The organism is Corynebacterium sp. ACRQJ (assembly GCF_022346045.1).
GTDB classification, from domain to species: domain Bacteria; phylum Actinomycetota; class Actinomycetes; order Mycobacteriales; family Mycobacteriaceae; genus Corynebacterium; species Corynebacterium evansiae.
This window is the reverse complement of record NZ_JAKRMT010000004.1, coordinates 1-23,648: the sequence shown is the minus strand read 5'-3', so window position 1 is coordinate 23,648 and position 23,648 is coordinate 1. Positions and strand designations below refer to the sequence as shown.

Genomic DNA, 23,648 nt, shown 5'->3' with positions numbered 1-23,648 from the left:
TGTCCGTTCGCTCACCCGTTTCGCCCGCCCGCCACGGTGGCGTCACCCCAGCACTACCGTTGTTCGCACTTGTCGCGCGAGCCCTTAGAATAGAGAGCCATGAGTACCGATGAGCTGGCCGCGCACCCCTGGCGCCTCGATTCCCCACTGTCCGCAGTTCCGTCCGCCGTCGATGCCCAACTAAAGGAGTACCTGAACCGCTCCCAGGAGGAGTTCTCCCACATCGGTCCCCTCGTCGGCGGCGCCATCACGGTGCTGCGCGACTTCATCGTCAACGGCGGCAAGCGCGTCCGCCCGACTTTCGCCTGGGCAGGCATCCGCGCGGCGCTCGAAGGCGGTGGCGGTACATCGCCGGCTGCGGGTATCGACCAGGGCGCCATCTTGAATGCGCTGTCCGCCTTCGAGTTCATCCAGGCCTGCGCCCTCATCCACGACGACATCATCGACCGCTCCGATACCCGGCGCGGCTTCCCCACCGCCCACCGCACCTTCGAATCGAAACACCGCGAACGCGGCTGGCTGGGTTCCTCCGAGCACTACGGGATCAGCCAGGCAATTCTCATCGGCGACCTCGCCTTTGCCTGGGCGGACGACCTGTACAACGGCTCGGGGCTGAGCACCACCGCGCTGCAGCGGGCACGCCCGGCCTGGCGGGCAATGCGCACCGAGGTGATCGGGGGCCAGATTCTGGACATTGCCCTGGAAGCCAACGGCAGCGAAAACGTTGCGGATTCCTTTGCCGTGATCAAGTACAAGACGGCCTCCTACACCGTCGCCCGCCCGCTGCACATCGGCGCCGCACTGGCGGGCGCCAACGAACAGACTCAGACCATGCTCCGAAATGTGGGCCAGGACATCGGTGAGGCCTTCCAGCTGCGCGACGATCAGCTGGGAGTTTTCGGCGACCCGGAGGTCACCGGCAAGCCCTCCGGCGACGATCTGCGCACCGGCAAGCGCACCACCCTTATCAACGAGGCATTGCAGCGGGGCGACGAATCCCAGGTCGCGGCCCTCCGCGAGGGGCTCGGCAAGGGCGAGAAGTCCGCGGAGGCGGACATCGAACGCCTCCGCGACATCATCTACGACACCGGCGCGCAGGCCGAAGTGGAAAAGCTGATCGAGGCGCGCACGCAGCGGGCCATCGAGTCCCTGCGCGCGGGTGGTTTGGGTGCCGACATCACTGCGGAGCTGACCCAGCTGGCGGAAGAACTAACGCACCGGAGGTTTTAAATGAAGCTATCCACCCGCTCTGCCGACGGTCGCCGTCACCTGAGCCTGCCCAGCCCCTTGGTTCCCATGACGCGCCCCACGATGCGCAAGCGCCTGCCCGGCAACGGCGAGCGCGTGGTCGTGATCGGCGCCGGGCTGGCAGGGCTCTCCGCTGCCCTGCGGTTGCGTTCCGCGGGGCGCGAGGTCACCGTCATCGAGGCCGCCAACGCCGTGGGCGGCCGCTGCCGTAGCGAGCAGCTGACCAGCGCACACGGGGACTTCGTGGCCGACACCGGTGCCACCGTGCTGACGATGCCCGGCCTCATCGAATCCGCCGTGGCCTCCGTGGGCATCGACTTGCGTTCCGAGACCGCCGCCGAGCAGCTGGGCCTGGAGCGCCCGTGGGCACCCCAGCGCCTGGCCCCGGCCTATCACGCGCAGTTCGCCAGCGGCCGCCACGCCGAAGTCTTCGCCGACCGCGATGCGATGGTGGCGGAGATCCGCCGCTTCGCGGATTCCAAGGGTCTGGATCGCACCGCCACAGACGAGCTGGCCGCCGGTTATCTGGCTCACCGCGAATGGTCGCAGAATGTCTTCAGCGCCAGCTTCGAGAACTTCCTAGCCGCCGACTTCGACGGTGCGCTGGATCTGCTGTCCACGCCCGCTGCGGCGTCCGACCTTAGCCACCTCGGCTCCCTCGGCGCCTTCGGTAGCCTCGGCAAGGCCGCGGCACGGCACATCCCCGACGCAGAGCTACAGCGGTTGTTTACCTTCCAGGCGCTGTACGCGGGCGTGGCGCCGAAGAATGCGCGTGCGGTCTACACCGTCATTTCACACATGGATACCTCCATGGGCGTGTTCTACCCAGGCTTTTCCATGAGCGAAGTGCCGGAGGTCATGGCCGCGGCGCTGCGGGCCGCCGGCGGGCGCATCATCACCTCGGACGCAGTCGAGCACGTGGACTTCTCGGAAGACCTCATCACGGGCGTGCGCACCCGCTCCGGCGAATACATCGGCTGCGACGCAGTTGTGGCCACCCCGGATCTGCCGGTGGTGGGCGAGCTGCTCACCCGTTCCGGCCGGGAAAGCGCGCTGATCTCCCGCTCCTTCGCCCGCCGCATGTGGCGCAAGGTCGCCCCGCTACGCTGGTCCCCTTCTGCCGTGGTGATTCACGGCAGCATTCCGACGGAAGTCTCCGGCCGGTGGGAGTCGCAGCGCCACCACACCATCAGCTTCGGCGAGGCATGGGACGAAACCTTCCGCGAGATCACCGCCCCGCACGGTCGCGGCAAGCTAATGAGCGACCCGTCGTTGCTGCTTACTCGCCCGGCGCGCACCGTTGCCGGCCGTACCTTCGGCGGTGTTGTTGAGGGTGACGCCACGTCTCCCCGCGCGGGCGTGAGTACGGGCACTGGCACGGGCGCCTACGAACCGCTGAGCATCCTCGCCCCGGCGCCGAACCTGCGTTCGGCGGATATCGACTGGGAGAACGTCACGGATCCTTACGTCCAGGAGCTCCTGGGGGTGTTGGAGGCCCGCGGCTACACGGGCATTGCCGAGCACTTCCGCGCCGCCCGGGTGGATACCCCGGCCTCGTGGCAGGACGACCACGGTTTCGGCGCGGGCAGTCCGTTCGCGTTGGCGCATTCCTTTACGCAGACCGGCCCTTTCCGGCCTCGTAATGCCCGCGCGTTCGGCGTGGATAACTTGGTACTCGCCGGTTCCTCGACCACGCCAGGCGTGGGTGTGCCTACTGTCATCCTCTCCGGCGCGCTGGCTGCCCGCCGCATCACCGGCGGTGGTGTGCTGTGACGGCGGCCGCGGAGGGCTTTGCGGACAAGGCTCGTTCCTGGCTGCAGTCGGTGGGCTACAGCCGCGCCGTCTGGATGGGGCTTATCGGCAGCATCGTTTTGACGATCACCTCCCACAGCGTCGGTGCCGTGCGCTCGCGCGGTGGCATCATGCAGGTCATCGGCCTGAGCTCCTTTACCTTCGGCCATGCCGCAGGCATGGTGACGGTCGTGATGTGGTTCGCCTTGGCGGCGATGGTGCTCAGTTGGATCATCGTCGGGCGGCACATCCTCGTGCGTGGTGAGCCGCTGCGCCGCTCTGCCATCGCCGCCTGGATCGGCCCATTGGTGCTGGCCGGGCCACTAATGTCGCGGGACATTTACTCCTACCTCATGCAGGGCACGCTGGCCCGCGATGGCTTCAACGCCTACGAGGTCGGCGCGGCGGCCAACCCCGGCCCCCTGCTGTTCGAGGTCAGCGCCGACTGGCGCAACACCACCACGCCCTACGGCCCGCTGCACATGGGAGTGGGCCAGGCCATCACTTCCGTCACCGGCGATAACATCACCGCCGGCATTTTCGCCTTCAAGTTGCTCTCCATCGCGTCCGTGCTGGTGATGGCCTGGGCAGTAGCGAAGCTCGCTACGCATCTGGGCATCCGGCCGGACGTGGCCGTCTGGCTGGGTGTGTTTAACCCGCTGAGCGTGCTGCACCTGATCGGTGGCATGCACACCGAGAACATGATGATGGCTTTGGTGCTTCTCGGCTGCCTGTGCGCGGTGAAGCTGCAGCCGGTTCGTGGTGCCCTGGCCGCATCGGCGCTGATCGGTGTGGCGACTGCCCTGAAGGCCACGGCGTTTATCGCCCTGCCGTTCGTCGTGTGGATTCTGGTCGCCCGGGTGGCAGGGGCACTGCCCTACTCCGCGGGTAAGGCCCGCTGGCTGCGCCTTGCAGATACGTGGCGCCGCTTCGGCACGCTGGTGTGGGCGGGGCTGGTCAGCGTGCTGGCATGCGTTGGCATGCTGGCGCTCGTGACCATCCTGACCAACCAGACGTGGGGCTGGGTCACGGAGGTCACCGGCAACTCCAAGGTCATCAACCCCCTGGCTCTGCCGTCCTTTATCGCCTCCTCATTGGAGCCAGTACTGTCGCGCATCAACGACGACCTGACTTTCAACGTGTTGGTGGATGCGATCCGCCCGGTCAGTAGCGCCCTGATGCTCCTCGGCCTGGTCGCCACCTGGTGGCTGTTCCGCCACGACGAGCGCACAGCGTTTACCGGCATGGCCGTCGCCTATGCGATCACCTGCGTGCTCAACACGGTGACGCTGCCGTGGTACTACACCGCGCCCCTGGCGCTGGTGGTGCTGGCCAGCCAATCGCGCATGGTCATCTACCTCACCAGCGTGTTCTGCATGTGGGTGACCTTCATGTTCGACGGCGGCGGCAACAACCGCTTGTACGCACTGTGGTGGGTGCTCGCCTTCGCGGCGATTTTCGCCTGGGTGGTACAGGCCTGTCTGGAATTCCCACCCCGTCGCCAGCCGCAGGCTAAGCAGAGTCAGCCGCAGGCTAAGCAGGACCAGCAGCAGACACAGTGGGCTATAGAATTGCCATCGCTTGCGCCCGACGCATCACCTCGCGGGCAAGGTGGCCGTGCAGAGCGTCCACCGGGCGCCCCGGCAGAGAGTCGTCCTCAGTAAAGAGGTAATCCAGAATCTCCGCGTCGGAGTAGCCGCCGTCGCTCAACAGGGCGATCGCCCCGGGGACGAAGCGGTTCAGCTGCCCGTCCTCGTCCAGGAAGCGGGCGGGAACGTGCCGCACGCGGTCGATCTCGACTGCCAGCAGCTGCTTCTTGCCCAGCATGTCCATGACCTTGGTGACGACCAAGTTCATTCGCTCCGCGACTTCTGGTAGGGTCAGAACCTCTTCACCTGCGGGAACGCCGTTCACTGGCTCCGCGAGCACGCGCCCCTGCCCCTCCTGGCCAGGGCGTGCGCCAGAGCGTGTAAAGGTGCCGTGATCTTCTGCGTGCTTGTTTTCTTTACTCACGGTGGCCACTGTAGCGCGTGGGCGTCAATAAGAGTCAATAGGAAACGAGTAGGGCGCGCACCAGGCTAAACGTATAATGACACGAGTACCACTAGAATAATTCCGTAACACTGAGCACAACTACACACAAGAACATCTCTTGTAACCCCACGCTTAGACCGAAAAACCGCTAGACAACCGCTAGAAAACGAGGCTGAAACTAGACGTGAGCGAGCTACACCCCGGAGACCTGCTGGAGTGGCGCTACCGCATCGGCGCCCAGATCGCCCGCGGTGGCATGTCCACAGTCTATGCAGCCATCGACACGCGCCTGGACCGCGAAGTGGCGGTCAAGGTGATGGATCCGACGCTCGCCCGCGAACCCGCCTTCCGCACCCGCTTCGAGCGCGAGGCCCGCGCGGTGGCGAAGCTCAGCGACCCGTCGCTCGTGAATGTCTTCGACCAGGGTGTGGACGACGACTATGTCTTCCTGGTGATGGAGCTGGTCGAAGGCGGATCGCTCCGCGAACTGCTGAAAGAGCGCGGCCCCATGCCGCCCCACGCCGCCATCGCCGTGATGCGGCCGGTGCTCACCGCGCTATCGATCGCCCATGCCAAGGGCATGATCCACCGCGACATCAAGCCGGACAACGTGCTGATCAGCGACCGGAACCAGGTCAAGCTCGCGGACTTCGGGCTGGTGCGCGCCATCAACAAGGCGATGGGCGACCCCACCAACGCCACCACATCCGTCAATGGGCAGGTCATCGGCACCGTCGGCTACCTCTCCCCGGAGCAGGTGCGCGGCGAGAATCTGACCCAAGCCAGCGACGTGTACTCCGCCGGCATCCTGCTGTTCGAGCTACTCACCGGGCGCACGCCGTTCAAGGGCGGCACGCCCATCGAGACGGCCATGGCGCGCATCAACCGCCCCGTCCCCGCCCCCAGCACGCTGATGCCCGACATCCCGCCGGAGATCGACGAGCTGGTCTTGCGCGCCTGCCACCGCGACCCCACGCAACGCTTCGTGGACGGCGCCGAGTTCCTGGAAGCCGTGGAGCAGGCCGCCGAGGACCTCGACGTGCCCGATTTCCAGGTGCCCGCCCCCACCGAGTCCGCCGTGCGCAGTGCATTGGCGGGAACCGACTTCGGCGAGCGCACCCCGTGGGACGACGAATCCATGTCCACCCGCGCGGTCGTCCTGCCCCAGGAGGATCGCGCCCGGCCGGGGACGCACCACACTGCCGTCACGCAATTCCAGCCGGAAGGCCGGCCGGGGTACGCGGAGCGGCCGGGCGAACCGGGCGAGGGGCTGCTCCCCCACAACGCCAACGCCCCGCACACCAACCCGACGCCCACGCAACACCAGCCGCACGCGCCGTATGCACAGCATGGCCCTGCGTCACATAACCCGGCGCCGCACCGCCCGGGGCCAGCACGGCAGGTGCCGAAGCTCAGCAACAAGTCCCCGGTGGCGACGGTCTTCTGGATCGTCCTCCTCATCGCACTGGTCATTGGCATGGCCCTGGGCGGATGGTGGTTCACCACGGGCCGCTACGGCGAGATCCCGACTGTCATCGGCATGGATCAAGCCACCGCGCAGGCCACCGTCGAAGAAGCCGGCTTCAGCTCCACCTTGGACGAGCGCTACGACAACCAGGCGGAGAAGAACACCGTCATGGGCACCGATCCCGCCAAGGGGCAGAAGGCCGTGCGGGGCTCCGAGGTGGCGGTGCTGCTTTCCCTCGGCAAGCCGACGGTGCCGGACCCGGGCACCAACTCGAGCCTGCAGTACTACACGAATAAGCTCACCGACCGCACTCTCAAGGTGAAGAAGGGCGACGACGTTTACTCCGACAAAATCGCAAAAGGCCACGTCGCGGAGGTTCAACCCGCCGCCGGAACCGAGGTGAACACCGGCTCCACCGTCGAGGTACGCATGAGCAAGGGCAAGCGCCCCGTCACCGTGCCTGGCGTGAAGGGCCAGGAGCGCGACCGCGCGAAGAAGACCCTGGAGAAAGCCGGGCTGCAGGTCGCGGAGGAAACCGAGGAGTTCAACAAGGACGTCCCCGCCGGCCAGGCCATCCGCACCGACCCGAAGGAAGGCGCAGAGGTCGAGTCCGGCACGGAGGTTACCCTGGTGCTCTCGAACGCGATCGAGGTGCCGGACGTTAAGGGTCTTTCTGTTGATGACGCCCGTAAGGCTCTGCGGGAGGCCGGCCTCAACCCGGTCGATGGCGCTCCCGTGGAGGACTCTTCCGAGGATTCCGGCGACGTGGCAGAGCAATCGCCTGGCGCAGGGGAACTCTTGGATCCATCGAAGAACACGGACGTGGAGATCCGCGAGTCCACATCCCAGCGCGTGCCGTGGGTTCTGGGCCTCACTGGGGAAAGGGCTCGGGAGAAGCTGGAAGACGCGGGCTTCGAGGTGGAGATCAAGGGGGATCCCAACGGCTTGGTTCTGGGTCAATCCCCCGGCCCCAGCTCTCGTAGCCACCGCGGTGCCGTGGTGACGCTGACCACGGTCTAAAAGCTCGCGCGCGGCCGGAGCGTGCGCGCCAGCTGAGTGCTGGCTTGGGCACGCCCGGGGCTGATACCGGCGCCCGGGCGCTTAGCGCTTTAGTTGCGCAGCATCTCTGCAACCAGGAACGCCAGCTCCAGCGACTGCTGGGTGTTCAGGCGCGGGTCCACGGTGGTGGCGTAGCGCTCCGGCAGATCCAGGTCCGTGATGGACTGGCCGCCGCCGACTACCTCGGTGACGTCCTCGCCGGTCAGCTCCACGTGGATGCCGCCCGGGTGCGAGCCGATCTTGCGGTGCACCTCGAAGAAGCCCTGAACCTCGTCGATGATGCGGTCGAAGTCGCGGGTCTTGTAACCGTTGTTGGAGGTGTAGGTGTTGCCGTGCATCGGGTCGCACTGCCAGATGACCTTGTGGCCGGTGGCCTCCACTGCCTCGACGATGGGCGGCAGGGCCGTGCGGATCTTGTCGTAGCCCATGCGAGTGATCAGCGTCAGGCGGCCCGGGGTGTTGTTCGGGTCCAGCTGGCGGACGTAGCCGACGGCCTCCTCCGGGGTGGTTGTCGGGCCGATCTTCACGCCCACCGGGTTAGCGATCAGGGAGGCGAAGCGGATGTGCGCGTCGTCCAGGCCGCGGGTGCGCTCGCCGATCCACACCTGGTGTGCGGACAGGTTGTACAGCGCGTCGTTGCCCTCTTCGTCGTGGGCCAGGCGCAGCATTGCGCGCTCGTAATCCAGCACCAGCGCCTCGTGGGAGGCGAAGATGTCCGCGGAACGCAGGCTCTCGGAGGTCACGCCGCAAGCGGACATGAACTCCAGGCCGCGGTCGATCTCAGTGGCCAGGGCCTCGTAACGAGCACCCGCCGGGGAGTTCGTCACGAACTCGCGGTTCCACTCGTGCAGCTTGTACAGGTCGGCGGTGCCGGAGTTGGTCAGCGCACGCACCAGGTTCATCGCCGCGGAGGAGTTTGCGTAGGCGCGCACCATGCGGGACGGGTCGTGGGTGCGGGCTTCCTCGGTGGCCTCCACGCCGTTGACCAGGTCGCCACGGTAGTTCAGCAGACCGTTGGAGTCGCGGTCCGCGGAGCGCGGCTTCGCGTACTGGCCGGCGATGCGGCCCATCTTCACCACAGGGGTGGAGGCGCCGTAGGTCAGCACGACCGCCATCTGCAGCAGGGTCTTAACGTTGCCGCGCAGGTGCGGCTCAGTGTTCGTCTCGAAGGTTTCGGCGCAGTCGCCGCCCTGCAGCAGGAAGGCCTTGCCCAAGGCCACGTCGGCCAGCTGCTTCTTCAGCTTCTTAACTTCCGGGGCCACCACGATCGGCGGCACGGATTCCAGGATCTTGCGCACGCGACCCGCGTGGTCCGGATCCCAGCTGGGCTGCTGCTTCGCGTCGCGGGACAGCGCGTCTTCTAATTTCTCCGCCATGTCCGCGGGCAGCGGCGGCAGATCGGGGAGTTCATCTAACGGTGCATCAATAGTCCAAGCCATAGGCAGATCATACTGTATGTGGCCTGTTTCATTGCCATTTAGGTCCTTTTCAGCTGCGCGGGGCGCCACGGCTGCGGCCCTTGCGCTGAAGCCCCGACGGAGCGATTAGGACTGCAGGGCCTCCATGGACAGGCGGTACTTCACCACGTTGAAGCGGGCGTCCGCCAGCGCGTCGTGCGCGTTGCTCGGGCTCTCGGGTAGCCGCGGGCGCCCGGCCATCTCCCACAGTTGCTTGAGCTCGTGGGTAAAGCGCGGCAGGTCGGAGGGCAGGCCCGTCATGTCGCCCCACAGCTGAGCCAAGGCAACGTGGTCGTAGGCGCCCACCCAGGCCCACAGTTCGGGCCGGTCACTGGGCTTAGTGCGCCCGCGGCCAGCACGCTCGGGCACCAGGAATTCGTGCAGCTTAGTGCGCAGCGTCGCGCGATCCATCCACGCCTTGTCGGAGCGCGGCGGCAGCAGTGGCAGCACGTTCTTCTTCACCCACTGCCCCGCCCGGTGTTCGTTGAATTCGGTGGAGACCGCGTAGAACTCGCGGCCGTCCTCCGCCACCACGCCGATGGAGATCAGGTCGATCGTGGAGCCGTCTTCGATGAATTCTGTGTCGTAGAAGTAGCGCACGATTGTCCAGTTTAGATCCCTTTGGCCGCGCTAGGCCGATGGGGCTCGGTCGCCGCCTGCGGGCGCATTGTTGCGGGATTGTTGCTGCTTTTCTTGTGGACGCCGCAGTGCCGGCGGGAACAGTACCCAGCCCAGGTAGGGAGTCTTGCCGATCGCATAGCCGATTGCGGAGGCCACCACGCAGGCGCCAATGCCCCACCACAGCTGACCGGCCACGGTGCCCAGGAAGGACAGGGTTTCCGGGTGCGCCTCGGCCAGCGAGCCTGCAATTCCGCCCAGCAGGAACAGGCCCAAGGGGTGGAAGACGTAGACCTGCAGGGTATTGCGGCCTACGAACAGGAACAGGCGGTTTACAACTGGGATGGCGCAGATCCAGACGGCAACCACAATGGCAAACGGCAAGGCAGCTAGGGAGCTCACGAAGCCCGTGCCCAGGGTCTGGGCTGCAACCGTGGGCGTCCACTCACTAAAGATCGTCTTGGACAGCGTGCGCGACAAGAACTCGGAGCCGAAGAACAGTACCGCGCTGCCGATAACCACCCAGGGACGGAAGGCCTCTCGGGCGAGGCGGAAGAAGAAGTCGCGGCAGTGTAGGCCGATGAAGAACATCGGGGCGTACGTCAGTACTTGGCGGAAGAAGATGTCCTCTCCGCCGCCCAGGAAGGCTCCGACGACCAGCGGTATGCAGGAGACCAGGATCGCCAACCACGGTGGCTGCTTGCGCAGCGTCCAGGCGAAGATGTTGTAGAGCATCAAGGCGTAGAGGAACCAGAGACCCACGTTGCCCAGCACCATAGCTTTGACCAGGCCGAACCAGGAGAAGTTGTTGTCGATGCTCATGCGCGTCAGCGCATGGAACGGATTGAAGACCAGGTAGGGCACCAACAGGAACCACAGTCGGCGGTACCACAGGTCGGCGAAGGTGCGTTCTAGGATGCGGTGCGCGAAAAGCCCGGAGACCAGGAAGAACAGCGGCATCCGCAGCGGGTCGAGGAAGCTGGAGAATTGGCCGAGAGCCGTTTCCCTGCCACCGGGGATGCCGGTGACGACGTGCATGATGCACACGCCAATGATGGACAAACCCTTGGCTGCATCAGCCCATTCGACTCTCGCTTTAGTTGCCATAATTCTTATAACAGAATCAGGTTCACGCCCGTGAAGTCAAACCAATGAGGGGGCGCAAACGCCTGGTGAAAGCCCTACGGATTAGCCACCGAGTTGCTACCGAGTAGCTACCTAGCAGCTACTGAATAGCTAGCTGCGCGGCTCGGAGCCCGGCGGGTAACCCTTGCCGGCCTCGAGAGACTTCTTCACGTCGGCGGCGTAAAAGTCCTTGACGTACTCCTGGCCGGACAGCTCGTGGAGAGCCTCCATAATCGCGTCGGTCAGAGCCCTGGCCTGCGCGTAGTCGTCACCAGCATCGCGGAAATCATCCGGGTCGATCGGGTCGCCGACGTACACCCCACAGCGGGCCGGGCGCGGGATCCAGGTGCCGATCGGGTTGGCCTTGTTCGTGTTGATCATGGCCACCGGGTAGACCTTCTGGCCGGATTCCAGGGCGATGCGGGCCAGGCCGGTCTTGCCGCGGTATAGGCGCCCGTCCGGGGAGCGGGTGCCCTCCGGGTACATTCCCAGCAGATCCCCGCGCTCCAATACCTTCAGGGCGGTGCCCATGGCGGCGTTTTGGGATTCCTTATCCTCGCGGTCGATCGGCACCTGGCCGACGGAGCTGAAAAAGAACTTCTGGATGCCACCGACCAGGCCCGGGGTGGTGAAGTATTCCTTCTTAGCCAGGAAGGTCAGCTGGCGCTTGGATACCAGTGGCAGGTAGAACGAGTCCATCACCGCCAGGTGGTTGGAGGCCAGGATGCCCGCCCCCTCCTTCGGCAGCTTATCCAACCCCTTGGTGAAGGGGCGATTGTACACGCGCAGCCACGGGCCGATGAGGATGTACTTGAAAAACCAATACGCCTTGTTCTGCATGTTCTAAAACTTACCGTCCCTTGGTGGCTTCCCTATTCAGCGCCACGCTCAAGCTGCTTGCGCGCCAGCAGCGCCACGCCGATCATACCGGCATCGCCACCCAGCTGTGCGGTTTTCACCTCGGCTACCGGGCGGTGGCCTGCGCCGACGATGCTGTAGTTCATCATCGATTCCGCCTGGTCCAGGAACAGGTCCGCGTCGGAGCTGACTCCCCCGCCGATCACAATCAGCTCCGGGTCCAGCACGTCCTGCACCAGGGACAGGCCGCGCCCCAGCCACAGCCCCATGTCCTCGATAGCGGCGCGAGCCAACGGATCACCCTCCCGAGCCAGGCGCACGATCGCCCGGCCGGAAATCTCCTCCGGGTGCTGCGCAAACTCGCGGGTGATGGCCGAATCCGGGTAGCGGCCGGTTGCAATCAGATCCTGCGCCGTCAGCGCCAGCGCCGAGCCGGAACAGTAGCGCTCCAGGCAGCCCTGCTTGCCGCAGGGGCACGCCCGCCCGCCGGGCATGACGGTCAGGTGCCCAAACTCCGGGGCGGTGCCGAAAGCTCCGCGGTAGATCTCCCCGTCCACCATCACGGCACCACCGATGCCGGTACCCAGTGCGAACAGGACCCACGTCCCCGCGTTCTGCGCGGCCCCCAGGTAGTACTCCCCCAGCGCGGCCGAGTTTGCGTCGTGCTCCAGCTCCACCGGCAGCCCCAGCTTCGCGCTCAGTCGCTCGGTGACCTTCGCGTTGCGCCACGGCAGGTGCGGGGCGAAGCGGACCGTATCGCGCTGGGAGTTAATGAACCCCGCCACGGCCAGGCCCACCGCCACGATCCCCTCGTTACGGCGTTGCAGGCAGCCGATGGCATGCACCAGCGCGGTTTCCAGCGCGTACACGTTAGAGGGAGTGGGCAGCTTCTCGATGTCCAGGATCTGCCCGTCCGCGTCCACTACGGCGGCGCGCAGGTTCGTGCCACCGATGTCCACGCCCACGGTTAGGGTCCCAGTCACTAGGCGTTCCACCCTCTCCACTTCGTCTGTACTTGTCTGTACTCTTCTGTACCGATTAACCCCCTCATTCTAGCCAGCCGGGCAGCGCATAGAAATTCTGCCGCCGCCATCCCCCGGGCCGCATGCGTATCAGGCGAAGCTGTGGCGCGGCGGAATGCCGCCGGTTCCGGCCATCACCGCACGGCACTGGTGGCCGAGGACCTCCCAGGTCCACTTCCCCGTCACGTACTCCCTCGCTGCGGTCGATAGGCGCTGGCGCGTGGGGGCGTCACCAAGCAAAGAAGAGATACGCCCCGCAACGTCGTCCAAGTTTCGAGAGTCCACGACCAGCCCGGTCTCCCCGTCGATCACCGTCTCGGGTGCACCGCCGCCATTGCCGGCGACAGTGGCCACGCCGGCGGCCTGCGCCTCCAGGAACACGATGCCGAGGCCTTCCACCGACAACCCACCCAGCTGCGTGCGCACCGGCAACGCAAACACGTCGCCGGCCACGAAATGGCCCGGTAGCTCCTCTACATCGACGGCGCCGGTAAAGGTTGTGTTCTTTATGACGCCCAGCCGACGCGCCAGCTTCTCCAACTTCCCGCGGTACGTACCGGGTCCGACGATCAGCAGGTGCGCATCCGGGTGCTCGCGCAGGATGGCGGGCATGACCCTTACCAGCGTGTCCTGGCCTTTGCGCGGAACCAGGCGGGAAACGGCGACGACGACCTTCTTGTCCTCCAGGCCGTAGCGGGCGCGCAGGGTGTTCCGCATGTCAGGATCCGGGCGGAACAGGTCGGTGTTCACCCCGCCGGGCATGGGTTCCCAGGCAACAGTGGGGCCGAACGCAGCGGCCATGCGGTTGCGGGCGTAGTGGGAAACATACGTCAGGCAGTCCACGGTGTTGCCGATACGCCGCAGCACCTGGCGGGAGCCCGGGAACATCGACCAGCCGACCTCGTGGCCGTGCGTGGAGGCGACCACGCGCCGAGCGCCCGCCGCACGTGCGGCCTTCGCCATCAGCGCCAGCGGCGCGGCGGCGCCGAACCAGACGGTGTGGATGTTGTGCTCGCGGATCAGCTGCTGCATCTTCCGCGCGGTGGCCGGGGTGGGCAGCATCACGCTGCGCGGCCAGCGCACCACCTGGTAGGGCTGCTGCGCGTCGAAGGCGCGCGCGTCCTCTGTGTTTTGCGTGGAGGCGAAGACAACGACGTTCTCCGGGTTCAGTGTGGAGAGGTAGTCGCGCACGTAGGTCTGAATCCCGCCGAGGGTCGGCGGGAAGTCGTTAGTTACGACGAGGACGCGCGGGTGGCTCTGCCGGTTTTCTTGGGGCTGGTCTTCCTTTGGCATACGCAAGGATGCTACCGCACGGACAGGCCCGGGCAGGAGCCCTAGTAGCGAGCTGCGCCCTGGATCGGCATGGAGTCCACCGGAACGACCTGGACGGGGATGCCGTAGTCGGAGGCGTGGACGATCTTGCCGTCGCCAATGTACATGCCGACGTGGGTCACGCCCGGGTAGTAGCCGACGATGTCGCCCGGCTGGAGGTCGTTGATGGAGACCGACTGACCGCCCGCGATTTGAGCGGAGGAGGTACGCGGAATGGACTTGCCCTCCTGCTGGTATGCCCAGAACATGAGGCCCGAGCAGTCAAAGGCGCTGGGGCCGGTGGCACCCCAGGAGTACGGGGAGCCCAGCTTGGACATGGCGGCCGCAACCACGCCGGTAGCGTTGACCGGACCGTCGGAGCCTGCCTTCTTCTTCAAGTCGCCGAGGAACTGTTCCACGTCCACGTCGATCGGGCCATTGCGGTCGACCCAGCGGCGACGATCCTCCGGGCTCAGGCCGTCGACGGCCTTCATGACCTTGTCCTTCAGCGCATCCAGCTGATCGTTGCGCTCTTCCAGGTCCTTCTTGCGGTCGTTCAGAGTGCGCAGCTGGAAGTCGGCGGTGGCCTTGGAACGGCTGGCCTTGTTCTTCTCGCTGGCGGCTTCCTTGAGCTGTCGGGTCAGGGCGGTAACGGTCTCTGCACGCTTGTCGCCGATGGATGCCAGGTAGGAGGAACGCTCAACGGCTGCCTGCGGCCCCTGCGAGCCAACGAAGGCGGAGACGGGATCCACGGTTGCGCCACGGTACATGGCCTTGGACACGCCGGAGACGTTCTTGCGGGAAGCCTCTACGTCGATGTTGAGCTTGTCGGCCTTCTTCTGCGCATCTTCGGCGGACTTGTTGGCCTTGTCCAGGTTCCCCTGTGCCTGGTCGATGTCGATCTTCAGCTGCTCGACCTCGTCGGAGGTCTCGGAGGCGAAGCCGGAGATCTTGTCCACGTGAGCCAGCAGGCCGTCCACGTCCTCCGGGATCGGCGCGTCCAGCAGGCGGCGGATCTCGTCGGCGCGCTTCTGCTCGGCCTTCTCGTCGTCCTTCTTCTCTTCACGCTGCTGCGGGTTGCCCTGCTGCTGTTCCTGCTGCGGATCCGCCGCGGCCTGCGGGAGGGAGGCGCCAACGGCGAGGGTTAGCAGAGCCGCGGTGGCGGCCTTAGCGACGGTGCGGGTGCCGACGAGGCGATCACGGGAAGAGGAAGACAACACGTTCACGACTGGACTTTCTTTAATTCTCAACTAATCTAGGCCGCCGAACGGCCAGGCAACGTTTATCAACGTTTGATAACGATAGACATTCTGCCACAAGAAAGGGCAAAAGTGGGACTGGCCCCAACCGGGTTCCAGCCCCACTTAATCACATGCTCACCAGCTGTAACACCAGCCCCGATTACATCTGTCGAGCTGGCGAAACGCCGGGTGGGCGTCACTAAGAAATTTAGAAACGCACCGCGTTGTAAACCGGCATCATGTGCAGGTTGTCGATACGCACCGGGTTGGAGGAGTTCAGTGCGTGAACGATCTTGCCGTTGCCGATGTAGATAGCAACGTGGGAAGCACCGCCGTAGTAGGAGATGACGTCGCCCGGCTGCAGAGCGTTCAGGGAGACCTTCTTGCCTGCGTTAGCCTGTGCGGAGGAGGTACGCGGGATGTTCTTGCCAACCTGGCGGTGAGCCCAGGAGGTCAGGCCGGAGCAGTCGAAAGCGTTCGGGCCGGATGCGCCCCAGGAGTACGGAGCGCCAACCTTGGACTTCGCGATACTAGCGATGCGCTGGCCGACGGAGGAAGCAGCAGGCTTCTTCTTAGCAGCCGGCTTAGCTGCAGGCGCCGGAGCGTTGTTGCCACCGGTGGTCAGGTTTGCCTGCTTGAAGTAGGGCTTGATGGTCGGCAGCAGGTGGTCCGGAACGTCAACGGTGACGCCGGACGGGGTGTGGGTAACCGGAGCAGCCTGGGCTGCAGCGGGGTTCAGTACAGCGGCACCCACACCGACAGCGGCGATCATTGCTGCGTTGCGGGGTGCGTTGTTCTTCTTCAGGCTGTGCTTGCCCATATAAGTCCTCAATTACCTTTCAATCCGTTGTCTGGGGTTCGGAACTCTTCCTTCTCCCCTCGCCCGGTAGCTCCTGTGCGCTACCGCGGTGCGGTGAACTCTTTGTCGCTCACCCTTAAGGTCTCGAAAAGATTACGAAATGAACACAAGCCGTGTCCAGCTCTTCACCAAATATCCTGCGATTCAGTCGCCGACGTGCCGTTGTTATGAAACTGAGATTTTCTAAACCCTAAAGGCGAACGTGAAAGTTACCAAAGCTTTATAATTCGTTGACCTGCGAATTTGGAAAACGTGGCCCTAGCGACTGTCGAAGAATCTCGTTTAGGGACTTTTAAGGAACACATTTATGTGATCCTCCTCACATACGCCGTTTCTGGCGTGTTTCTGTCCTGTTATTGACGCCCCTACGACCCCGCGGCGCACCACTTCAGCCACCGCTGCCCTACCCGCCCGCTAGACTTACTCCCCGTGTCCCCTACCCAGCCTCACTCTCCAGATGAATCATCAGGTCTGCACAGCGGCAAGCTGCGCCTAGACCTGCAGCAGACCCTTGAAAACTGCATCGTCATCGACATTGAAACCACGGGGCTACGGCCGCAGGATGAGCGAATCATTGAGATCGCCGCCTTGCGCATCTGCGACGGCGAACTCCAGGATCAGTTCACAACCCTGCTCAACCCGCATCGCGACGTGCCTCAGGAAATCACAGACCTCACGGGCCTCTCCGACGGTCTGCTGGCCGACAAGCCCAGCTTCGCCGAGATTCTGCCGGGCTTGCTGACTTTCCTCCGGGATACGCCGGGCCTGGAGGCTCCGCGCCTTGTGGGGCACAATGTCTCCTTCGACTTCTCCTTCCTCCAACACGAGATCCTCCGCGCCCAGCTGGGCGATGTCGCCCTAGCCTCGGATCCCTTTAGCCCTCCATACACCCCGCGCCTGGTGTGCACTGCGGAGGCTTCCCGCGCGCTCATCCCTAGAGAGTCGGTGGGGCGCTACCGGCTGGGAAACGTGGCGTCATACCTCAAAGTCCCCCACCGCCCGCTACACCGCGCAATGAGCGACGCCCTAGCCACCTACGACGTCCTCCGGGCGCTATCGGCGCAGTAGGCACTCCCTGCGCAGCAAAAATCCCGCCCACCGGGTGGTGGACGGGATTTTGTCGAGCCTTATGTGAGAGCAGTTGAGTTAGCTCGAATGGAGACTACTTGTCGAGTTCCTCGTGGCGACGACGGTTCTCCTCGTTCAGTCGCTCGAACATTTCCTTCTGCTCCGCGTGGTTAGCCTTTTCGATACGCTCGGCCTTCTCCGCGATCTCCGGGGAGTCCGGGCTGAAGAAGCTACCGCGACCAGGCTGGCCGGCTGCGCCGAGCTCGTTCATGGTCTTCGGAACATATGCACCCTGGTACTCCAGCGGGATCGGGTGGCCGTGCTCGTCGACCGGGCCCAGCGGCTGGTGAACCTCGATGAAGCCACCGGAAGGCAGCTGGCGAATGGTGCCGGTCTCGATGCCGTGCTCCAGAACCTCGCGATCGTTGCGCTGCAGGGAGATGCACAGGTGGTAGGTGATGAAGTACGCCAGCGGCGGCAGCAGCACCAGGCCGATACGGCCAACCCAGGTCATCAGGTTCAGCGAGATCGTGAAGTGCAGTGCAACCAGGTCGTTACCACCGGAGATCGTCAGCAGCACGTAGAAGACCAGTGCCATGACACCCAGTGCGGTACGAACCGGCACGTCGCGCGGACGCTGCAGCAGGTTGTGGTGGGCGTCATCGCCCGTCATCTTCTGCTCGATCCACGGGTAAGCGAACAGCAGCACAACCAGGAGGCCCAGCAGCAGAGCTACCCAGAACACAGCCGGAATGGTGTAGTTACCGAGGTAGAGCTCCCATGCTGGCATGACACGTGCAGCACCGTCAGTCCACAGCATGTAGATATCCGGCTGGGAACCAGCGGAGACCTGCGACGGGTTGTACGGGCCCAGGTTCCAGATTGCGTTGATCTGGAAGATGCCGGCCATCAGGGCGACGACACCGAAGGTGATCAGGCCAAAGGAAGCAGCCTTCAGACCGAAGACCGGCAGAATACGAACGCCGACGACGTTGTTCTCCGTGCGACCCGGTCCGGGGAACTGAGTGTGCTTCTGGTACCAAACCAGTGCCAGGTGAGCGGCGATCAGGGCCAGCAGGATACCCGGGATCAGCAGCACGTGGGCGATGTACAGGCGAGGAATGATGATCTCACCCGGGAAGTCACCAGCGAACATGATCCAGTGCAGCCAGGTACCGATGATCGGCAGACCAACGATGATGGCGGACATAATGCGCAGACCAACACCGGAGAGCAGGTCGTCCGGCAGGGAGTAACCCATGAAGCCCTCTGCCACGGACAGCAGCAGCAGGACGCAACCGATAACCCAGTTAGCCTCACGCGGCTTGCGGAATGCACCAGTGAAGAAGATGCGCATCATGTGAACCATGATGGACACTGCGAACAGCAGTGCAGCCCAGTGGTGGACCTGGCGGATGAACAGGCCACCGCGAACCTCGAACGAGATGTCCAGGGCGGTGTGGTAGGCGGCGGACATTTCCACACCGTTGAGCGGTGCGTAGGCGCCGTCGTAGATCACCTTCGACATGGACGGATCGAAGAACAGCGTCAGGTAGACACCGGACAGGATCAGGATGATGAAGGAGTACAGCGCGATCTCACCGAGCATGAAGGACCAGTGAGTCGGGAATACCTTGTTGATTTGCGGGCGGATCAGGCCGGAGGCAGTGTACCGCTCGTCGATGTTGTTGGCCGCTTTAGCAGCGCGGCTCTGTTGTTTAGTGGTCATGAACGACGCTCCCAGAATGCCGGGCCGACAGGCTCGATGAAGTTACGGTCGGCGTACATGTATCCCTCTTCGTCCACCGAGATCGACAGCTCAGGCAGTGCACGGGCTGCCGGTCCGAAGATCGGCTTACCGTACTGCAGTGCGTCGAACTGGGACTGGTGGCACGGGCAGAGGATGCGGTTAGTTTGCTGCTCATACAGGGACGTAGGGCAACCGATGTGGGTACAGATCTTCGAGTAGGCGAAGTAGTCGCCGTAGTGGAAGTCCTCCTGGCCCTCGCGCAGGATGGCCTTGTCGCCATCCTCCGGGCGCAGGCGGATCAGCATGACTGCGTTACGCGAGCCGTGAATGGAGTGCATGTGCTCCTCGTAGACGTCGCGGTCCTTGTCGAACTTGTCGCCATCGTTGACCATGTCCTCGGTCAGCGGGAAGACGGTCTCCATGGAAGCTGCGTCCAGATCCTCCGGGCGCATGCGGATCAGGCGAGACACGCCCTTGGTGCTGTAGTGGCCGTCGTGCTCCTCGGCGATAGCGCCGGTGTCGCGACCCAGGTAGACCTTCTCGCCCTGCTCCACCAGCGTCCAGCCGGTGGTCCAGAGGGTACCGTCGCCCTGGATGCCCATTGCCTTGGCCTTCCAGGGGTTCTTCACGATGCCGCCCAGCGGCAGAGCAATAACCAGACCAGCCAGGACCGCACCGGTGCCAGCCAGGCCGGCGATAACCGGGCGGCGGCCCAGGGTGGAGGTCTTCCAGGAGTCGTTCAGCAGAGCGACCAGGGTACGACGATCAACTTCCTCAGACGGACCGTCGTGACGGGTCTGAACCGAAATCTCTTCCGGAACGAAGTTCTTAGTGTAGGCAACGATGGCCGCGCCAAGCAGGGTGATGCTCAGGCCGGACGTGATGCCCAGCAGTGGGGTGTAAATCGTGTACAGCCACAGGCCGTCCTCTTCCAGACCCTTGTGCTCCCAGGGCCAGAACAGGTAGACACCGATGAAAGCGATGCCGAACAGGATCGACAGGGCCAGCAGAATGGTGACCTTGCGGCTCGCACGCTTCTCAGCGGGATCGTTAGCGATCGGGAAGCGCTCCTTGCGGTATGCAACCGTCACGCCGTCGAGCTCGGTACCCAGGCGGGCGAGCTCGTCGTTATTCATCTTCGACAGCTCTTCGTTGCTGTACTTCTTGTTGTTCTCACTCATGACCGCGATCCAATCCACATAGCGAAGGCAACGAGAACCACGATGCCGATAAACCACATGACCATGCCTTCAGTCACCGGGCCGATACCGCCCAGACCCCAGCCACCCGGGTTCGGGGATTCCTCAGCCGACTTGATGTAGGCAATGATGTCCTTCTTCTCGTCAGCAGTCAGCTGGCGATCGGAGAACTTAGGCATGTTCTGCGGGCCGGTCAGCATGGCCTGGTAGATCTCCTGCTCGTTGGCCGGAGCCAGCGGCGGAGCGTACTTACCACTGGACAGTGCGCCACCCTTACCGGTGAAGTTGTGGCAAGATGCACAGTTCAGGCGGAACAGATCGGAACCACGGGCAACGTCGGCCGGGTCGATCTTGCCATCCTTGTTGTTGGCGCCACGCAGGGACTCCATGGCGATCTCGCCGTTAGCATCGCGGACGATGCCCGGGCCGCCACCGTTAGCGTTAACGTATGCAGCCAGTGCCAGAGCCTGCTGCTCGGAGTAACGCGGAGGCTTACGGCCTGCCTGCGCCTCGTTGCGCAGCATCGGCATGCGGCCGGAGTGCACCTGGAAGTACACAGAGCCCTCACCGACGCCGATCAGGGAAGGACCGCGGTCCTTCACGCCCTGCAGGTTTGCACCGTGGCAGGTGATACAAGCAACCTCGTAGATTTCCTTACCCTGCTTTGCCAGATCCTCCGCGCTCTGCTCTGCAACGGCGTTCTGTGCATCGGGGGTCAATGCGTTGGCGAGGAAGCCCGCGCCCGTGAGCGCGAACAGCAAAGCCAACGCGCCGGCGAAGGCCTTGCGGACCTTCCGGCGGCGGCGTGCCTTAGCGGCACTGCCCTTCGAACCACTGGAGACTTGCTCCGTGGTTGCGTTGGTGGAGTTGATATCCATCTTGTTCCCTTATTTGTTAGTCAATGGAATTGCGATGGGCTGTAGGCCGACTCTCTTCTTGGGGGAGAAGAACCGACCTGGCCGGCCTACTGAATGAAGTAAATGGTGATCCACAGGCCGATCCACACGACGTCGACGAAGTGCCAGTAGTAGGACACAACGACGGCGGCGGTGGCCTGTGCCGGGGTGAACTTCGACTTCGCGGTCCTCAGCAGCACCACGAGGAAGGCGATAACACCGGCGAGCACGTGCGCGCCGTGGAAGCCTGTCGTGATGAAGAAGACCGATCCGTAGACGGATCCGGGGATGGTGGTTCCGTGCTGCACCAAGTGGACATACTCGTAGCCCTGGCCGATGAGGAAGATAGTTCCCAGCAGCGCGGACAGTGCGTACCACTTGCGTAGCGCGAAGACGTCACCCCTCTCCGCTGCGAAGACGCCCCACTGAGCAGTGAACGAAGAACTGATCAGGATGACCGTAATCGTTGCCGCGAAGGGCACGTTCAGCTCGGTGGGCTCAGACGGCCAATTGCCGCCAGAGTTGGCCTTGGACACGAAGTACATCGCGAACAGGCCAGCGAAAAACATCAATTCCTGAGACAGGAACACAATCGTGCCGACACTGACCATGTTGGGTCGGTTCAGTGTCGCAACACGTTGTGGTGCTGCCATACCTGGGTTTTCAACTGCGCTCGTCACGCATAACAGTATGGCCGTTTAAAGCTCGATAGTCGATTCACTTCGACGGTTTTCTGGAAGCAATCTGTAAAATCGCAGGTGAAACCTTGGATAAACCTGAAAGCCAACCCCGTTAGGGGTTAGTGGGAACTTTTCCAGCCCCGTATCCGACGAGTCACATAACGACAGGTCACATGCCACTTTCGTCAAGGGCTGACACACCAACCACCCCACTATGGGGTTAGCCACCCGGTATCCCCGGGAACTCCCCCGACGGCCAATCTCTCGGAGCCGATCCCTAGGGGCGTCACTACCCAAAGGCTTCCGAGCTCCCCCGCACCTAATAGACTGGTTAGTACAGCAACCATTTGCAACCATCTACTTCATTGTGCCGATGCGCGGCACAGGTCCCTGACAGAGAGGTGCGTCGAAGCAGCCATGTCCCCCACTACCCCACGTTCCGCAGAAACCAGCGGCCTTAGCCCCGAGCAGCTACCGCCGAGCTACTTCACCTGGCCCGGCCTGCTCGGGCGACTCGGCAAGGGCCAGGAGCTCAGCGAGGCTCAGGTTCGCTGGGCGATGAACGAGATCATGGAGGGCAACGCTACCGACGCGCAGATCGCCGCCTTTGCCTTCGGCATCCGCGTGCGTGGCATCACCGCCGCCGAGCTGGCCGCCGCCGCCGAGACGATGACTAGCTTCGCCACCCCGGTGGACTTCTCGGACGTCCCCAACTGCGTTGACATCGTGGGCACGGGCGGCGACGGCCACCACACTGTCAACATTTCCACCATGGCTTCCTTCGTGGTCAGCGCCGCGGGCGTGCCGGTGGTTAAGCACGGCAACCGCGCCGCCAGCTCCAAGTGCGGCGGTGCAGACATGTTGGAGGCCCTGGGCTTGGACATCGAGCGCTCCCCCGAGGCCATCCGCCAAGATGCGCACGAGACGGGCTTCGCCTTCATGTTTGCAAAGACTTACCACCCGGCGATGCGCTTCGCCGGCCCCGCACGCAGCCAGCTGGGCGCCCCCACCATCTTCAACCTGCTGGGCCCCATGACCAACCCCGCGTACCCGAAGTTCGGCCTGATCGGCTGCGCTTTCAAGGAGTTCATGCCCATCATGGGCGGCGCGTTCGCCCGCCAAGGCAGCCGCGTTCTCGTGGTGCGAGGCATGGATGGCATGGACGAGATCTCTGTGTGCACTCCTACCGAGGTCGTTACTGTGGACGCCAACGGCCGCACCGGCGAGGAAGTCATTAACCCTCGCAACGTCGGCCTCGACTTCTACGAGGACGGCAGCCTGGTCGGCGGCGACGCACAGTACAACGCGGACGTGGCCGTGCGCCTGATGAAGGGCGAGATCTCCGGCGCTATCAAGGATGCTGTCTTGATCAACGCCGCTGGCGCCCTGACGGCCGTGCGAGGCTGGGAGGAGAAGGGCTTCCAGGAGACTCTGCGCGAGCAGGTGCAAATCGCCCGCGAGGCTTTGGAATCCGGTGCCGCCCTCAAGCAAGTGGAAAAGATCGTAGGCAAAGAGTTCTAGCCAGGTGGCGCCTGAGGGCGTCACCAAATAGAAAAAGAACTCCCCCTCCGTTCCCAGTTGAACTGCTCCCCATTAGTTGGACTGAGAAATCAGTTACCGACTAGTGGGGAGTAGTTTTCATTGAGAGCACGGAGTTCGCTGAGTGAGCATCAGCGTGAGCAGCTGGTGGAGTGTTTCGAGCAAGGCATGGGCTGTGCTGCCGCTGCCAATGCTCTTGGTGTCTCCAAATACGTCGTCCGTACGCTCTATCGTCGATTTCAGCTGCATGGCAGGCTATGTCTTGTGGAGAAACCGACAAAGCAGCAGTACTCGTTCGACATCAAGAAGGAAGTTGTCCAACGTCACCTTGCCGGCGAGACAATGATGGATCTTGCCCGTGAGTTTGGCCTGTCGTCAGACCAACTCGTCAAAGATTGGTCCTGGAAATGGCGCAAAGGCGGCGA

At 63.9% G+C, this 23,648-nt stretch carries 20 protein-coding genes; 7 read left to right on the top strand and 13 right to left on the bottom strand.

Features of this window, described 5'->3' with window-relative positions; genetic code table 11:
- The first annotated feature begins 99 nt into the window (after window positions 1-99).
- Genes MHX52_RS03515 through MHX52_RS03505 form a run of 3 tightly spaced genes read left to right on the top strand, consistent with a single transcriptional unit; the run spans window position 100 to window position 4,703 of the window.
- Window positions 100-1,230, top strand: a complete 1,131-nt coding sequence (locus MHX52_RS03515; RefSeq protein WP_239316597.1) for a polyprenyl synthetase family protein — start codon at window positions 100-102, stop codon at window positions 1,228-1,230.
- A complete protein-coding gene (gene crtI / locus MHX52_RS03510) occupies window positions 1,231-3,021 on the top strand; it encodes a phytoene desaturase family protein (protein WP_239316595.1) in 1,791 nt (596 codons plus the stop codon).
- Window positions 3,018-4,703, top strand: a complete 1,686-nt coding sequence (locus MHX52_RS03505) for an alpha-(1->6)-mannopyranosyltransferase A (RefSeq protein WP_239316593.1) — start codon at window positions 3,018-3,020, stop codon at window positions 4,701-4,703. The genes crtI and MHX52_RS03505 overlap by 4 nt, the downstream gene beginning before the upstream one ends.
- On the opposite strand, the gene MHX52_RS03500 is transcribed toward MHX52_RS03505, so the two are convergent.
- Window positions 4,603-4,968, bottom strand: a complete 366-nt coding sequence (locus MHX52_RS03500; protein WP_049049577.1) for an Rv2175c family DNA-binding protein — start codon at window positions 4,966-4,968, stop codon at window positions 4,603-4,605. The two genes, MHX52_RS03505 and MHX52_RS03500, sit on opposite strands and share 101 nt — an antisense overlap.
- Window positions 4,969-5,257: 289 nt before the next feature.
- Here MHX52_RS03500 and pknB point away from each other — a divergent pair, with 289 nt between their 5' ends.
- Entirely contained in the window at window positions 5,258-7,561 is a 2,304-nt protein-coding gene (gene pknB, locus MHX52_RS03495; protein WP_239316591.1) for a Stk1 family PASTA domain-containing Ser/Thr kinase, read from the top strand.
- Window positions 7,562-7,650: 89 nt separating this feature from the next.
- Here pknB and MHX52_RS03490 read toward each other — a convergent pair whose 3' ends face one another.
- The 8 genes from MHX52_RS03490 to MHX52_RS03455 all read right to left on the bottom strand — a co-directional run bounded on the left by MHX52_RS03490 (window position 7,651) and on the right by MHX52_RS03455 (window position 16,052).
- Window positions 7,651-9,039: a class II 3-deoxy-7-phosphoheptulonate synthase gene (locus tag MHX52_RS03490; RefSeq protein ID WP_239316589.1), complete on the bottom strand. Its 1,389-nt coding sequence runs from the start codon at window positions 9,037-9,039 to the stop codon at window positions 7,651-7,653.
- A gap of 105 nt (window positions 9,040-9,144) precedes the next feature.
- Window positions 9,145-9,657, bottom strand: a complete 513-nt coding sequence (locus MHX52_RS03485) for a polyadenylate-specific 3'-exoribonuclease AS (protein ID WP_034986490.1) — start codon at window positions 9,655-9,657, stop codon at window positions 9,145-9,147.
- A 30-nt stretch (window positions 9,658-9,687) separates the two neighbouring features.
- The gene (locus MHX52_RS03480; protein ID WP_239316588.1) at window positions 9,688-10,782 is read right to left on the bottom strand and encodes an acyltransferase family protein; all 1,095 of its coding nucleotides are present in this window, start codon (window positions 10,780-10,782) and stop codon (window positions 9,688-9,690) included.
- Between the two features lie 129 nt (window positions 10,783-10,911).
- Window positions 10,912-11,640 (bottom strand): 1-acyl-sn-glycerol-3-phosphate acyltransferase, encoded by a 729-nt coding sequence (locus MHX52_RS03475; RefSeq protein ID WP_034986486.1) that lies wholly within the window; start codon window positions 11,638-11,640, stop codon window positions 10,912-10,914.
- A gap of 32 nt (window positions 11,641-11,672) precedes the next feature.
- Window positions 11,673-12,641 carry an ROK family protein gene (locus MHX52_RS03470; protein ID WP_034986484.1) on the bottom strand — a complete coding sequence of 323 codons (969 nt, stop codon included), beginning with the start codon at window positions 12,639-12,641 and terminating at the stop codon, window positions 11,673-11,675.
- Window positions 12,642-12,770: 129 nt separating this feature from the next.
- On the bottom strand, window positions 12,771-13,973 hold the full coding sequence (locus MHX52_RS03465) for a glycosyltransferase family 4 protein (RefSeq protein WP_239316586.1): 1,203 nt from the start codon (window positions 13,971-13,973) through the stop codon (window positions 12,771-12,773).
- A gap of 41 nt (window positions 13,974-14,014) precedes the next feature.
- Window positions 14,015-15,217 (bottom strand): NlpC/P60 family protein, encoded by a 1,203-nt coding sequence (locus MHX52_RS03460; RefSeq protein WP_239316584.1) that lies wholly within the window; start codon window positions 15,215-15,217, stop codon window positions 14,015-14,017.
- Window positions 15,218-15,440: 223 nt separating this feature from the next.
- Window positions 15,441-16,052, bottom strand: coding sequence for a C40 family peptidase (locus MHX52_RS03455; protein ID WP_239316582.1), 612 nt, complete (start codon window positions 16,050-16,052; stop codon window positions 15,441-15,443).
- Window positions 16,053-16,520: 468 nt separating this feature from the next.
- On the opposite strand from MHX52_RS03455, the gene MHX52_RS03450 reads away from it, so the two are divergent.
- Window positions 16,521-17,159 carry a 3'-5' exonuclease gene (locus MHX52_RS03450; RefSeq protein WP_239316580.1) on the top strand — a complete coding sequence of 213 codons (639 nt, stop codon included), beginning with the start codon at window positions 16,521-16,523 and terminating at the stop codon, window positions 17,157-17,159.
- Window positions 17,160-17,253: 94 nt separating this feature from the next.
- On the opposite strand, the gene MHX52_RS03445 is transcribed toward MHX52_RS03450, so the two are convergent.
- The 4 genes from MHX52_RS03445 to MHX52_RS03430 form a co-directional block, all read right to left on the bottom strand.
- Entirely contained in the window at window positions 17,254-18,888 is a 1,635-nt protein-coding gene (locus MHX52_RS03445) for a cytochrome bc complex cytochrome b subunit (RefSeq protein WP_239316578.1), read from the bottom strand.
- Window positions 18,885-20,090 (bottom strand): ubiquinol-cytochrome c reductase iron-sulfur subunit, encoded by a 1,206-nt coding sequence (locus tag MHX52_RS03440; RefSeq protein ID WP_239316576.1) that lies wholly within the window; start codon window positions 20,088-20,090, stop codon window positions 18,885-18,887. The genes MHX52_RS03445 and MHX52_RS03440 overlap by 4 nt, the downstream gene beginning before the upstream one ends.
- On the bottom strand, window positions 20,087-20,986 hold the full coding sequence (locus MHX52_RS03435) for a c-type cytochrome (RefSeq protein WP_035005491.1): 900 nt from the start codon (window positions 20,984-20,986) through the stop codon (window positions 20,087-20,089). The genes MHX52_RS03440 and MHX52_RS03435 overlap by 4 nt, the downstream gene beginning before the upstream one ends.
- An 86-nt stretch (window positions 20,987-21,072) precedes the next feature.
- Window positions 21,073-21,684, bottom strand: coding sequence for a heme-copper oxidase subunit III (locus tag MHX52_RS03430; protein ID WP_034965190.1), 612 nt, complete (start codon window positions 21,682-21,684; stop codon window positions 21,073-21,075).
- Window positions 21,685-22,101: 417 nt separating this feature from the next.
- Here MHX52_RS03430 and trpD point away from each other — a divergent pair, with 417 nt between their 5' ends.
- Together trpD and MHX52_RS03420 are read left to right on the top strand one after the other, a co-directional pair.
- Complete coding sequence (trpD, locus tag MHX52_RS03425) at window positions 22,102-23,205, top strand: anthranilate phosphoribosyltransferase (protein WP_239316574.1); 1,104 nt, start codon at window positions 22,102-22,104, stop codon at window positions 23,203-23,205.
- 120 nt (window positions 23,206-23,325) lie between these two features.
- Window positions 23,326-23,648: helix-turn-helix domain-containing protein (locus MHX52_RS03420; RefSeq protein ID WP_239316572.1), on the top strand; the 323-nt coding region annotated here is incomplete at its 3' end.